This window comes from [Clostridium] fimetarium (assembly GCF_900111235.1).
Taxonomy (GTDB): domain Bacteria; phylum Bacillota; class Clostridia; order Lachnospirales; family Lachnospiraceae; genus Clostridium_N; species Clostridium_N fimetarium.
Genome location: NZ_FOJI01000019.1, coordinates 15796 through 29776, shown reverse-complemented (window position 1 = coordinate 29776; position 13981 = coordinate 15796). Strand labels below are relative to the sequence as shown.

Here is a 13981-nt window from a genome sequence, read left to right as displayed (position 1 = left end):
ATTGTAATTAGAAATAACTATAAATATTGAATATATAATTGTGAATTAGATATAACTGTAAACATGAATATATCAAGGTGAACATTTTAAGTTAGAAAAGATAGGTAGAAAAAATAGTTAGAAAAGAAAGTTAGAAAAGATAGGTAGAAAAAGATAGGTAGAAAAAAATAGGTAGAAAAGATAGGCAGAATAGAGACGAGGTAGAAACATGGAATTAAATAGTCAGAAGATACGCGCAATCGCACCAGAAATGGATCCACTTCGTATGGGAATGGGTTGGAAAGAAAGTGATTTGGGAAAACCGCAGATCATCGTGGAGAGTACATTTGGTGATAGCCATCCAGGAAGTGCACATCTGATGGAATTTGTTAACGAGGCCGTAGCGGCAATCAATGAAAATGGTGGGAAAGCGGCCAGATATTTTGCAACGGATATATGTGATGGTATGGCTCAAGGACATGATGGCATCAATTATTCATTGGTGTCTAGAGATACAATTGCCAATCTTATTGAAATACATGCAAAGGCGACAACATTTGACGCGGGTGTATTCATTGCAAGCTGTGATAAAGGTGTTCCTGCGCAGTTGATGGCAATTGGAAGAATTAACATTCCTTCCATTATTGTAACCGGAGGTGTTATGGATGCCGGCCCTGATTTGCTAACATTAGAGCAGATTGGAAAATACAGTGCAATGTGTAAAAGAGGTGAAATCACCGAAGAACAGTTGACTTACTATAAGCACAACGCATGTCCATCTTGTGGTTCCTGTTCATTTATGGGTACCGCATCCACAATGCAAATCATGGCAGAGGCATTGGGATTGATGTTGCCAGGAAGCGCTTTAATGCCCGCAACCTGCAAGGATTTAGAAGATGTTGCATTTCGGGCTGGCGCACAGGCTGTTAAATTGGCTACAATGGGGCTAAAGCCAAGTGATATCGTTACCATGAAATCATTTGAAAATGCAATTCTGGTCCATGCAGCAATTTCTGGCTCAACGAATTCTCTACTTCATATTCCAGCGATTGCGCATGAATTTGGACTTGAAATAGATGCGGATACATTTGATAGGATGCACAGAGGCGCTCATTACCTATTAAATATTCGCCCATCAGGTGAATGGCCTGCACAGTATTTCTATTATGCAGGCGGCGTGCCAAGAATTATGGAAGAAATAAAAGATATGCTTCATCTGGACGTTATGACTGTGACAGGTAAGACCTTGGGTGAAAATCTCGAAGATTTAAGAAATAGCGATTATTATGATAACTGTGACAAATATCTTGATCAAGTTGGCAGAAAAAGAACGGATATTATTCGTAATTTTGATAATGCATTTGGCACAAATGGTTCCATTGCAATTCTAAAAGGAAATCTAGCGCCGGAAGGTTCCGTGGTTAAACATACAGCAGTTCCGAAAGAGATGTTTCAGGCAATACTTAGAGCAAGGCCATTTGACTCAGAAGAAGAAGCGCTTGCAGCAGTACTAAGTAAGGCCATTAAGCCGGGCGACGCAGTAATAATTCGCTATGAAGGACCAAAAGGTAGCGGAATGCCTGAAATGTTCTACACGACAGAAGCAATAGCCTCAGATGAAGAATTGAGCAAGTCAATTGCGCTGATTACAGATGGCAGATTTTCAGGGGCATCAAAAGGCCCAGCGATTGGACATGTTTCTCCTGAAGCGGCAAATGGAGGTCCAATTGCACTAGTTGAGGAAGATGATTTGATAGAAATTGACATAGAAAAAAGAATCCTTCAATTGGTTGGTGTCAAAGGAAATAGAGTATCGAAAAAAGAGATGAACCAGATATTAGAAGAACGTAAAAAAAACTGGCACGAAAAGCCGGAAAAATACAAATCTGGGGTATTGAAATTATTTTCCAGACATGCTGTATCACCTATGAAGGGCGGATACATGGACTAGGTAAAAGTGATAAATTTTAAATTATACATTATAAAAGGCCGGCAGTTGATAATTCAACTACCGGCCTTGAAATTTTTTATAGCACCTATATTTAATATATCAGATACCACATGTTTAGCATTGCTTACAAGAATAGTGCGTGTGCAACAACTTGTGTGCAATATCACTGTTAGGGTGATCCAAGAATTTATCATAAAGTTCGATAATAGCTGGATTTTCATGGGATTTTCGAAGTGTTTTGCTACGGTCTTCCTCATAAAGCGCATTGGCTCTTGTTTTAAGAATGTCATAATCTCCATGCATATAAGGCTGACCACCTCCGTCGATACATCCACCAGGACAGGCCATGATTTCAATAATATGATAATTTGCTTCACCGGATCTTATTTTATTTAAGAGCTTTCTGGCATTGCCCAGTCCACTTGCAATTGCGGCTTTCACTTCCATATCCTTGATCTGAATGGTTGCTTCACGGATTCCGTCCATACCACGAATCATAGAAAATTCTACATTGTCGAGAGGTTCCTCTGTAATCCATTCATATGCAGTACGAAGTGCGGCTTCCATAACACCACCGGTAACTCCGAATAGTACAGCTGCACCAGTTGATTCTCCGAGGAAATCGTCAAATTCTTCATCCGCAAGAGAATGAAAGGCAATACCCGCTTCTTTGATCATCTTGGCAAGTTCTCTTGTACTGATAACAATATCTACTTCATTGTCCATTTCTTCTCTGGCAGCTTCATATTTCTTTGCTAGACAAGGCATAACAGATACTACAATCATATTTTTTGGATCAATATTCATTTTTTTTGCATAGTAGCTCTTTGCAATTGCTCCAAACATTTGCTGTGGAGATTTACAGCTAGAAGGAACATCAAGTAAATCTGTAAATTCATGTTCGAAGAAATTAATCCATCCTGGACAACAGCTAGTTAGCATTGGGAGCCTTCCGCCATTTTTAATACGATCCATTAATTCAGCAGCTTCTTCCATAATGGTTAAATCTGCGGCAAAGTCCGTATCAAATACTTTGTCAAAGCCGAGGGAGCGAAGTGCAGCGACCATTTTCCCTGTGACTGCTTTTCCACTATGATCTTCAAAGGCTTCACCTAAAGCGGCGCGTACAGCAGGAGCTGTTTGGACAATGACAAATTTTTCATCATTGTTAATGGCACTCCAAACTTTTTCCGTATTATTAACTTCTGTTAAAGCTCCAGTTGGACAAACAGATACACACTGACCACAGAAGGTACAGTTGGTATCAACCATTGGCATGCCAAAGGCTGGGGAAATGATCGTATTAAAACCTCTGTTGATTGGTGATAATACAGATACGGTCTGTATTTTGCTACAGACTGTAACACATCTTCTACATAGGATACATTTATCCAAATTCCTCTCAATTGAAGAGCTGGAGAAATCTTTTGGGAAGGTAGACATAGCACCTTTGTACTTCATTTCTCTAATACCCATATCAGCCGCGAGTTTTTGTAGTTCACAAAAGGTATTCTTTTCACATAACAGACAATCCTGAGGGTGATCGGATAATAGGAGTTCTACAACGGTTCTTCTGGATGTGATAGCCTTGATAGAACTGGTTTTTACAACCATTCCTTCAGTAATTATAGTATTACATGCAGGAGCAAGATTTCTTCTGCCTTCTACTTCAACTACACATACTCGACAAGAACCGGGATTATGCTCTACTCCATTGTGAAGATTCATATGACATAATGTTGGAATAAAAATATTCAATAATTTTGCAGCTTCGAGAATCGTAGTGCCTTCTTCAACCTGCAGTTTTTTATCATTTATTGTAATGGTAATTAAACTCAAAATTTTCACCTCTTTCTTGAAATATGATTACATCAGATTTTGCTGATTGCATTCACTGGACAACTGGAGTAGCAGGCACCACATTTGATGCATTTATCTTGATGTATAAAGTGTATTCCTTTTACGTTACCTGAAATACAAGAAACTGGACAGCTTCTAGCACACTTGGTACACCCAATACATTTATCTGTGATTTCAAAGCGTATCAGCTTCTTACATACACCGGCAGGACATCTGTGATCTCTTACATGTGCAACATATTCATCCCAGAAATACTTCATAGTGCTAAGTACAGGGTTAGGAGCAGTTTGACCTAGGCCACACAAAGAGGTATCTTTAATAATCTGACCCAGAGACTTCAAGGTTGCGAGATCTTGTTCTGTACCTTCTCCGTCTGTGATCTTTGTTAATATTTCAAGAAGTCGTTTGGTACCAACTCTACAAGGCGTACATTTGCCACAAGATTCTTCTACAGTAAATTGTAGGTAGAATTTTGCGATATCAACCATACAGTTGTCCTCATCCATTACAATCATACCGCCAGATCCCATCATAGAACCGATTGCAGTCAAAGATTCATAATCAATTGAAAGGTCAAGATTTTCAGCAGTAATACAGCCACCAGATGGACCTCCGGTTTGAACCGCTTTGAATTTTCGGCCATTTTTAATTCCACCACCAATATCATAGATGATTTCACGTAATGTAGTTCCCATTGGAACTTCAACTAGGCCTACGTTGTTGATTTTACCAGCAAGTGCAAATACTTTAGTTCCTTTAGAACCAGCAGTTCCGATGGAGCTGTACCATTTTGCACCGTTAATGATAATTGCAGGTATATTTGCAAAGGTTTCGACGTTGTTTACACTAGTAGGCTTGCCCCAGAGACCGCTTTCGGCAGGGAAAGGTGGTTTGTTCGTTGGTTCGCCACGTTTTCCTTCGATGGAATGAATTAATGCTGTTTCTTCACCGCAAACAAAAGCGCCGGCACCATATTTTAACTCGATATCAAAACTGAAATCGGTACCAAGAATGTTATCACCCAGAAGGCCTAGTTCTTTGGCCTGTTTCAATGCGATTTTGATACGGTTTACTGCGAGTGGATATTCTGCACGAATATATATAAATCCTTTGGAAGCACCAATGGAATATCCTGCGATGGCCATAGCTTCTAGTACACTGTTTGGATCGCCTTCTAGAATGGAACGATCCATAAAAGCGCCTGGATCTCCTTCATCAGCGTTGCAAATTATATACTTTTGATCCGCTTCATAGGATTTTGCAGAAGCCCATTTTTTGCCTGTTGGGAAACCGCCGCCACCTCTTCCACGAAGTCCAGATTCAATCATGACTTTGATCACTTCATCAGGAGTCATCTGGATGATTGCCTGTGCTAAAGCAAGGTATCCTTTAACACCGATGTATTCCGTAATATCTTCTGGATTAATAAATCCACAGTTTCGGAGTGCGATTCTATGTTGTTTTTTATAGAAGGACATTTCATCCTGTCTTTTTACTTTTCCTTTGACGGAAGGCTCTTCATATAGAAGTCGTTGTACGGATCTGCCATTTAATAAATGTTCGGATACAAGTTCCTGTGCATCATCTGGCGTAACCTGGATATAGAAGGTGTTATCAGGATTGATATGAACAATTGGACCTTTTTCACAAAATCCGAAGCAACCGGTTACCGATACTACAACTTCATCAGACAGTCCTGCTTTTTCAATCTCTTTTCGAAGATTTTCAATGATTTTAGGGCTATCAGATGATTGACATCCGGTTCCCCCACATACAGTAATATGGCGCTTGCATCTTTTGTTTTCCGCTTCTAATTCTTCTTCACGCGAAGGTGTTCTCATTTTTAATTTTTTAGAATAATCTTGAAATAAATTTTGTAGTTCTTCGTAAGAATTGATCCTATTCAATACTGCGCCCCCCTATTCATTATATTCATCTAAGGTTTTAACAACCATTTGTTTTGTGAAATGACCATATACTCTGTCATTTACAGTTACTACAGGAGCAAGACCACACGCTCCAACACATCGTAAGACCTGAAGGGTGTACTTTCCATCAGGCGTTGTCTCGCCAACTTTAATTCCTAGTTTTCGTTCAAATTCATCTAGAATGTCGGCGGAACCTTTTACAAAACAAGCTGTTCCCATACAAACATTAATTACATGTTTTCCAGTAGGCGTTTCTGTGAAATAGGAGTAAAAAGTGACGACTCCATTTACTTCTGAAACAGGCTGGTTTAGTTTCTTTGCAACAAATCTTTGTACGTCTTCCGGTAAATAACCGAAAATTTCCTGAGCTTTGTGAAGAACCGCGATAAGCGAGCTGGTTTTGTCAGGGATTTCATTGATGAATTCTTCAAGTTCTGCGTATTGCGGGTCTCTCTGTTGATTAGAACACATGAAATGGTACCTCCTTTTATTTTGGTTTGGATTATCATTATTATATCATGATTGTCTAAAGTTTAACAAGGAAATAATTGTGTAAATATTAGGAAATTAAGTATGATATCTATTGCTACTATGTTATGGAAAACAGGAAGTTTTATGAGTCATTTTAGCCTTATTAGAAAATTTATAAACTATTTTACAAAGAGCATAGAAAAACAAAGATTTACTTGACAAACTTAAAAGAAATGTGTAATATTATATTAAAGATTGCACACAATTTAATATAACACAATCAAACAGAGAACAATTAAATATGCGTATTCCTTAAAGAAAGAGAGAGGTAATGTAGATGAATATTTATGATTTAGAATTAAAAGGTTTAAAAGGTAAAATAATACCAATGAAAGAATATGAAGGAAAAGTTCTTTTGATAGTAAACACTGCAACTGGTTGTGGATTTACACCACAATATGAAGGATTACAAAAGTTATATGACAAGTATCAAGATAAAGGTTTTGAAATTTTAGATTTCCCATGTAATCAGTTTGGTCACCAGGCTCCTGGAAATGATGAAGAAATACATGACTTTTGTCAATTAAGATACAAGACAAGTTTTCCTAGGTTTACAAAAATTGATGTAAATGGTAAAAATGCAGACCCTCTATTTAAATATTTGAAGAAAAATAGTGAATCAACATTAGGAACAACAATTAAATGGAACTTTACAAAATTTTTAGTGGATAGAGAAGGAAATGTAGTTAAAAGATATGCGCCAACAACGGAACCAATTGATATTGATGCAAAAATAGCAGAACTTTTACAAAAATAAATCACGTTAAAAAAACTAGGTATGCGTATTGTTAATGTCAAGCTTGGCAAGCCATTGCAGAATGAGACATTAAAAGATACGCGGAAATGAGGAAAATATGGCTGCAATAGAATTAACATTAGAGAATGTTGATAAAGAAGTGTTAAATGAAAAAGGGATAGTAATCGTTGATTTTTGGGCAACTTGGTGTGGTCCATGTAAGATTCTTTTACCAATATTTGAAAGTCTATCGTCGGAGATAGAAGAAGTGAAGATTTGTCAAGTAAATGTAGATGAACAGACTGAATTAGTAGAACAATTTGATGTTATGACAGTTCCAACACTTATGATATTTAAGGATGGAAAAGTAGTAAGTACATCGGTAGGTAAAAAGACAAAAGCAGATATTCTAGAAATGTTGAAAAATATATAAGAAAGTTATGAGGTGCACAGATGTATGATATTATTATAATCGGTGCGGGAACTGCTGGTCTATCAGCAGCAATTTATGGGGTTCGCGCAGGGAAGAGTGTTTTAATACTGGAAGCTGATTCTTATGGCGGTCAGATTATTAATACCCCGGAAATCGAAAATTACCCAGCAATAAAGCATATATCTGGATATGATTTCGCGACCAATCTGTATGAGCAGGCAATAGAACTTGGTGCTGAAATTAGGATCGAAAAAGTTCTTGAAATCAAGTCTGAAGATCACGGCAAGAAGGTTATCACAGATTCTAATCAATATGAAGCAAAAAGCATTATTTTAGCAACGGGTGCAAAAAGTAGAACACTTGGTTTAGAAAGAGAAAAAGAATTGGTTGGGCGTGGCATTTCCTATTGTGCAACATGTGATGGAGGATTTTTCAAAGGGAAAGAAGTGGCAATTAACGGAGGCGGAAGTACAGCCTTAGAGGAAGCATTATATCTATCCTCATTTTGTGCCAAAGTTTATTTGATTCATAGAAGAGATTCTTTTCGTGGTGAAGATAGATTATTGCATTCATTACAAGAAAAACAGAATGTTGAATTTGTTTTAAATTCAGTTATTAAAGAATTGATAGCAGATAATAAGATAAAAGGAATTATAGTTAAAAACATAGAAACAGGTACAGAGTTAACGATTCCTATCAGTGGACTTTTTATAGCAATTGGGCAAACACCAGAGAATGGAATTTTTGCTAATTTGATAAATCTAGATAAGAGCGGATATATTAGTGCAACGGAAGATTGTAAAACCAATATAAAAGGAATATTCGTTGCAGGTGATACCAGAACAAAACGTATCAGGCAATTAACGACAGCAGCAGCTGATGGAGCAGTTGCTGCATTAGCGGCAAGCGAATATATTGGTTAAAAATAAGAGCGAAATTCAATAGAAAGGGAGTGATAAAAAATGAGTGATAATATATATGAAGCCTTAAAACTTGAAAATCAATTATGCTTTCCGTTATATGCATGTTCAAAAGAAATCGTAAAAAGATACAAACCGTTCTTAGAGGAAATCGATTTGACTTATACCCAATATATTACAATGATGGTAATGTGGGAACAAAAAGAAATCAATGTAAAAACGTTAGGTGAATATCTTTATTTGGATTCAGGAACACTGACACCGCTTCTTAAAAAATTAGAGGCGAAGGAATATATCAGTAGGCATCGTTCAAAAGTAGATGAGCGTAATTTGATTATTACAATTACTGAAAAGGGAGAGGAATTGAAGAATAAGGCAGTTCATATTCCCCAGGCAGTAGGTGAGTGTCTTTCAATTTCATTAGATGAGTTATCCTTACTGCATAAAATATTAAATAAATTATTATATCAGGTTACAAGTTTATAAATATAATGCTTGATAAACCAAATTGATTTTCAAAAAGTAGGGAAATGTGTGATTTCATCATTCAGAATCAAGTTTATGCCTGAGTCTCAAACTTGAAAGTCGCAAACTTGGAAGGCGCATAAAGATGCGCAGAAACGGGGATGAGTATGAAGAAAATGTACGAGGATTTTTTATCTTTTTTAGAAGAGGAAAATAAAGAAGAAGCGCTTTCATATGCATTGAAATTACTCGAAAACAAGGAAGTTGATGTGATTGAGTTATATGAAAATATTTTAACACCAGCACTTGAGAAAATGGAGTGTAGGTTAGCGGATAAAAATATTTGTATTTGGAAAGAACATGTTAGAACTGCAATTGTAAGATCAATCGTAGAATGTTGCTATCCTTATGTAATGGAGAAAAAGAAGGAATTAAATTATTCAGCAGGTGGAACGGCAGTTGTACTTTGTCCACCAGAGGAATATCACGATTTGGGAGCCAGGATGGTTGCTGATTTTTTTACAATTAGTGGTTACAAATCAATTTTTGTGGGAAGTAATACACCATATAATGATTTTAAAAATGCGATAGATACCATTCATCCTAATTTAATCGCAATTAGTGTTAGTAATTACTATAATCTTGTATGTACAAAAAAGATAATAGAAGATTTGAGAAAAGCAAATCATAATTCCCTAAAAATAATTGTAGGCGGCTATGCATTTGATTCAAGTACAGAAAATTATAAGCTGGTTGGAGCAGATTATTATGCGGATTCTTATTTAGATATTCAAAAAATCGCCAGAAATGAGGTAGAAAAATGAGGCTGGGTTATAAAATAGCAAAACGATTTTTAAAATCAAATCTCGGTCAGACTTTTTTTATTATTTTGGGAATAGCAATTGGCGTTTCCGTACAAATTTTTATAGGTTCTTTAATTCAGGGACTTCAAAAAAGCTTGATTGATAAGACAATTGGAAATTCACCACAGATTACAATCACATCGCTCACAGATGATAAAAGAATTCTAGATTATGATAAAATGATTGCAGACATTAAAACAGTTGACAGCAGTATTGATAAAGTTTCCATTGCAAGTGATAATGCAGCTTTTTTAGAATATGGTAGTAATTCACAGTCATTACTTGTTAGAGGCTTTAATATTGAAGATGCAAATAAAATATATAATTTCATAGATCGATTAAAAGAAGGTACTTACCCCCAAAAGGAAAACGAAATTATACTTGGGATAGACTTAAAAGACGAGTATGGTATGAAATTAAATGATACAGTAAAGATTACCACGCCAAATCAGAAAATCATGAATTGTAAGGTGGTTGGATTTTATGATCTTAATGTAGCAAGTGTTAACAAAAGTTGGGCTATTACAACTTTAGAAACTTCTCAAAATATGTTTGATACAAACAATAGTGTCACCTCAATTGAAATTCAAGTAAATTCGAATAGTACGTTTATAGCAGATCAAATAGGGGTGAAAATATCTGACAAACTAAATAATAGTTCCATTAAAGTGGACAACTGGAAGGCACAAAATGCACAACTTCTTAGTGGTTTGCAAGGCCAAAGTATATCTAGTATTATGATACAGGTATTTGTTTTGATATCAGTAGTCCTTGGAATCGCAAGTGTATTAGCGATTACGGTTATGCAAAAATCAAGGCAAATTGGTATTTTGAAAGCAATGGGAATTAGGAATTCTACAACTAGTTATATTTTCTTATTTGAAGGGTTGATATTGGGATTCTTTGGTGCAGTGTTGGGTATTGCATTTGGTTTAGGGTTATCCTTTGCATTTACAAAATTCGCAATAGGTCCGGATGGTGCACCTGTTGTTGCCCTATATATAAGTTATCCATTTATTGCAGGATCAGGCTTAATTGCGATTGCGTCATCTCTTTTGGCAGCATTTATTCCGGCTATCAGGTCATCGAAACTCAATCCAATCGATATTATTAGGAATAACTAGGAGGGAATATTATGAGCAATATGTTAGAAATAAAAGGTATCAATAAAATATATGGGGAAGACATTAAGACACAAGTATTGTATGACATCAATTTATCATTTGAACAGGGATCTTTTAATTCCATTATTGGACAATCAGGAAGTGGAAAAAGTACGATTCTTAATATTATGGGAACTTTGGATAAAGCAACTTCTGGAGAAGTTATAATTGATGGAAAAAATGTAAAAAATATGTCAAATAATCAACTTGCAGCGTTAAGAAATAGTACAATTGGATTTGTATTTCAATTTCATTATCTGCTTCCCGAATTTACGGCACTTGAAAATGTGTTAATGCCTTATGAGATTCAACATGGTAAGGTTACGAAAGAGATTGTGAAGAAGGCAGAGGATTATCTGAAACTTGTAGGGTTGGAAGATGTTAAAAATAATTTGTCCACAAAGTTATCTGGAGGACAGCAACAGCGAACGGCTATTGCAAGAGCGCTAATTAATAATCCCAAACTTATTTTAGCAGATGAACCAACAGGAAATTTGGATTCTGATTCCACGGAAACAATTTATGAACTTTTGCGAAATATCAATCAGGAATTTGGAACAACATTTATTATAATTACACATGATAAGCGAATTGCAGAAAAAACAGATAGAATCATTGAAATAAAAGATGGAAAAATTAATATGGATATTAAAAAGTGATGTGTAAAAAATTGAAATAACTAAATTAAGTGCAGTAAATAAATTGCAACACAAACGAGGAGCGTCACAAAATAACGAATCAGTTATTTTGTCACGCTCCTTTTTTTTCTTGATTATTTATCATTACGCTGATATTCCAAAATATCACCAGGCTGACAATCTAGCACATCACATATCGCCTCTAATGTGGAGAATCGAATTGCACTGATTTTACCGGTTTTTATCTTCGACAAATTCACATTGCTTACACCAACTTTTTCACTCAATTCATTAAGACTCATTTTGCGGTCAGCCATTACTCGATCCATTCTTAATATAATGCCCATATTTATCCTCATTTCTGCACTGCTTGTAAAAGATTTTAATCTTTGATTCAATAGTTCTTATATTGCTGGTTCTTATATTACTCGTTCTTATAGTATCTCATCAGACTCTTGCTGTAATGCACATCCATATTCAAAAACAAGTGCAATACAGTAGAACATCAATGCGCCTACTATTCCAACCATATTAAAACTAATTGATATTGAAAGTGCAGAAGTTTCAGAATCAAGTAATGATATAATCAAATACAAAATTGCGACACGTTTAATTCTCTTTACATGTTTCATTTCAAACGGTGAACCATCTTTACTTATATCTTTGAAAATATTTTGCGCTTGTAAAAATAAATTGGCCATTAAAGCCATTCCGATTATTCCAATGACACTGGTGACTATCAACTGTTTAAAATCCATATCCTTAAAGCTAGCATCGGTAAACGGACTGCGTAAAATAACATCGCCTTTTAGAATGAGAAGATCTATATTTCCGAAAAATAATACGTAGATCAGTCCACAAACTGAAATACCAATACCGATATAACAAAAAATGCGTGCAAATTTTAAAATAATAGATAGGGCTTTACTCATGGACTTGATCTTTTGTGTGATTGTGTTTGATGTGTTCATAATAAATAGTCTCCTTTGACTTTAGCGTGATTTACAGTTACTTTTTTTAACTCATTATGTTTCCCGGGGTTCATTTCTATATCCATAAGATATCATATGATTTTATGATTGTCAACATATATTTAACGATAAACATTAAATATTACTCTTTTACTATTAATATTAATCTTTCTCTACTCACATGTAACACGAGGTGCCACTTTGTAAATTGAAAAGCCATCTTTGTAACTGACAACGAAATATTTGTAAACAAAATGCAACTTTTGTATCCGAAATGCCTGTTTTGTAAACGAGATGCAACATTTGTAACCAAAATGCAGTTTGATTTTTAGCTTTTAATGAAGTATTATAATAAATATATTTGTTGGTGTTTTTGATGAAGATGGAACAGAAAACAATGGCGGAGGATAGCATATATGAATCAAATAATGTCACAACGTGAAAAACAAATTATAAAAACTAGCTTTATAGGTGTAGGTACCAATATACTACTCACAATATTTAAAGCCGTTATTGGAATTGCTTCAAATTCAGTTGCCATCTTATTGGATGCAGTTAATAATTTGAGTGATGCTTTATCGTCTGTGCTCACAATAATTGGAACAAAACTCGCATCAAAGCCAGCAAATAAAAAACACCCTTATGGTTATGGGCGTATAGAATATATAACCGCTATAAGCGTAGCAGTTATTGTTCTAACGGCAGGAATTAGCTCGTTTATTTCTTCGTGGAAGAGAATCTTTGACTTCCAAAAAGTTAGTTATTCCTCAATAACAATGATTATTGTTGTGGTTGCAGTAATTGCAAAATTTATTCTTGGAAATTATTTTAAAAAAGTGGGAGAAAGGGTAAATTCAAAGGCATTACTGGCATCTGGAGCGGATGCATCTTTTGATGCTCTGATTTCGATTACAACGCTGCTTTCTATTATTATATCAATTATTTGGAAAGTGACATTAGATGGATATATCGGCTTGATTATTGCAATGGTTATAATAAAAGCAGGAATTGAAATGGTGATAGAGTCTTTTAATGAAATACTAGGTCAGAGGCCGGATGGCACATTGACAAAATCCATTAAGGAAGATATTAGAAATTATGATGGTATTAAAGGGGCTTATGACTTGATATTAAATAGTTACGGCCCGGTTAATATGATTGGATCCATACACATAGAAGTAGATGAAAATACTTCGGCAAAACAGATATATATTTTAACCAGAAGAATTCAAACTTATATTATGGAGAAATATGGTATATTTTTAACGGTTGGTATTTATATTGTAAATTCCGACGAAAAGACCCTTGCAATAGCTGATGACATAAAAAAAATTGTGATGTCATATAATAAATTTTTAGAGATACATGCATTGTATATAGCGGAAGATAGAAAACTTATCACTTTTGATGTAGTGATAGATCTTTCAGCAGATAAAGAGGAAGAGAAGTCTGTTGATATAGAAAAAGAATTACAAAAAAAATATTCTGACTACACTTTTTTGATTAGATATGATACAGATTTTAGTGATTGATATTATCAGAA

At 35.2% G+C, this 13981-nt stretch carries 14 protein-coding genes; 9 read left to right on the top strand and 5 right to left on the bottom strand.

The window, feature by feature from the left end; translation table 11 throughout:
* Nucleotides 1-208: 208 nt before the first annotated feature.
* The gene (gene ilvD / locus BMY18_RS18050) at nt 209-1930 is read left to right on the top strand and encodes a dihydroxy-acid dehydratase (protein WP_092457080.1); all 1722 of its coding nucleotides are present in this window, start codon (nt 209-211) and stop codon (nt 1928-1930) included.
* Nucleotides 1931-2044: 114 nt separating this feature from the next.
* Here ilvD and BMY18_RS18045 read toward each other — a convergent pair whose 3' ends face one another.
* The 3 genes from BMY18_RS18045 to BMY18_RS18035 form a co-directional block, all read right to left on the bottom strand.
* Nucleotides 2045-3778, bottom strand: coding sequence for an NADH-dependent [FeFe] hydrogenase, group A6 (locus tag BMY18_RS18045; RefSeq protein WP_408645408.1), 1734 nt, complete (start codon nt 3776-3778; stop codon nt 2045-2047).
* A gap of 23 nt (nt 3779-3801) precedes the next feature.
* A complete protein-coding gene (locus BMY18_RS18040) occupies nt 3802-5631 on the bottom strand; it encodes an NADH-quinone oxidoreductase subunit NuoF (RefSeq protein ID WP_334292373.1) in 1830 nt (609 codons plus the stop codon).
* A gap of 78 nt (nt 5632-5709) precedes the next feature.
* Nucleotides 5710-6189 (bottom strand): NADH-quinone oxidoreductase subunit NuoE family protein, encoded by a 480-nt coding sequence (locus BMY18_RS18035; protein ID WP_092457071.1) that lies wholly within the window; start codon nt 6187-6189, stop codon nt 5710-5712.
* 337 nt (nt 6190-6526) lie between these two features.
* Here BMY18_RS18035 and BMY18_RS18030 point away from each other — a divergent pair, with 337 nt between their 5' ends.
* The 7 genes from BMY18_RS18030 (at nt 6527) to BMY18_RS18000 (ending at nt 11488) form a co-directional block, all read left to right on the top strand.
* Entirely contained in the window at nt 6527-7006 is a 480-nt protein-coding gene (locus tag BMY18_RS18030; protein ID WP_092457068.1) for a glutathione peroxidase, read from the top strand.
* A gap of 97 nt (nt 7007-7103) precedes the next feature.
* On the top strand, nt 7104-7418 hold the full coding sequence (gene trxA / locus BMY18_RS18025; RefSeq protein WP_092457064.1) for a thioredoxin: 315 nt from the start codon (nt 7104-7106) through the stop codon (nt 7416-7418).
* Between the two features lie 20 nt (nt 7419-7438).
* Nucleotides 7439-8341, top strand: coding sequence for a thioredoxin-disulfide reductase (trxB, locus tag BMY18_RS18020; protein ID WP_092457060.1), 903 nt, complete (start codon nt 7439-7441; stop codon nt 8339-8341).
* A gap of 39 nt (nt 8342-8380) precedes the next feature.
* On the top strand, nt 8381-8824 hold the full coding sequence (locus BMY18_RS18015) for a MarR family winged helix-turn-helix transcriptional regulator (protein ID WP_092457056.1): 444 nt from the start codon (nt 8381-8383) through the stop codon (nt 8822-8824).
* Between the two features lie 146 nt (nt 8825-8970).
* Nucleotides 8971-9627 (top strand): cobalamin B12-binding domain-containing protein, encoded by a 657-nt coding sequence (locus tag BMY18_RS18010; RefSeq protein ID WP_170841481.1) that lies wholly within the window; start codon nt 8971-8973, stop codon nt 9625-9627.
* Complete coding sequence (locus BMY18_RS18005; protein WP_092457048.1) at nt 9624-10790, top strand: ABC transporter permease; 1167 nt, start codon at nt 9624-9626, stop codon at nt 10788-10790. The genes BMY18_RS18010 and BMY18_RS18005 overlap by 4 nt, the downstream gene beginning before the upstream one ends.
* 11 nt (nt 10791-10801) lie before the next feature.
* Nucleotides 10802-11488, top strand: coding sequence for an ABC transporter ATP-binding protein (locus BMY18_RS18000; protein ID WP_092457043.1), 687 nt, complete (start codon nt 10802-10804; stop codon nt 11486-11488).
* Nucleotides 11489-11601: 113 nt separating this feature from the next.
* Here the strand turns inward: BMY18_RS18000 and BMY18_RS17995 are convergent, their stop codons facing one another.
* On the bottom strand, nt 11602-11814 hold the full coding sequence (locus BMY18_RS17995; RefSeq protein WP_092457040.1) for a helix-turn-helix domain-containing protein: 213 nt from the start codon (nt 11812-11814) through the stop codon (nt 11602-11604).
* Between the two features lie 87 nt (nt 11815-11901).
* Nucleotides 11902-12438, bottom strand: a complete 537-nt coding sequence (locus tag BMY18_RS17990; protein ID WP_092457037.1) for a hypothetical protein — start codon at nt 12436-12438, stop codon at nt 11902-11904.
* A 416-nt stretch (nt 12439-12854) separates the two neighbouring features.
* Between BMY18_RS17990 and BMY18_RS17985 the strand changes: the two genes are divergently transcribed.
* Complete coding sequence (locus BMY18_RS17985; protein WP_092457034.1) at nt 12855-13970, top strand: cation diffusion facilitator family transporter; 1116 nt, start codon at nt 12855-12857, stop codon at nt 13968-13970.
* Nucleotides 13971-13981 lie beyond the last annotated feature (11 nt).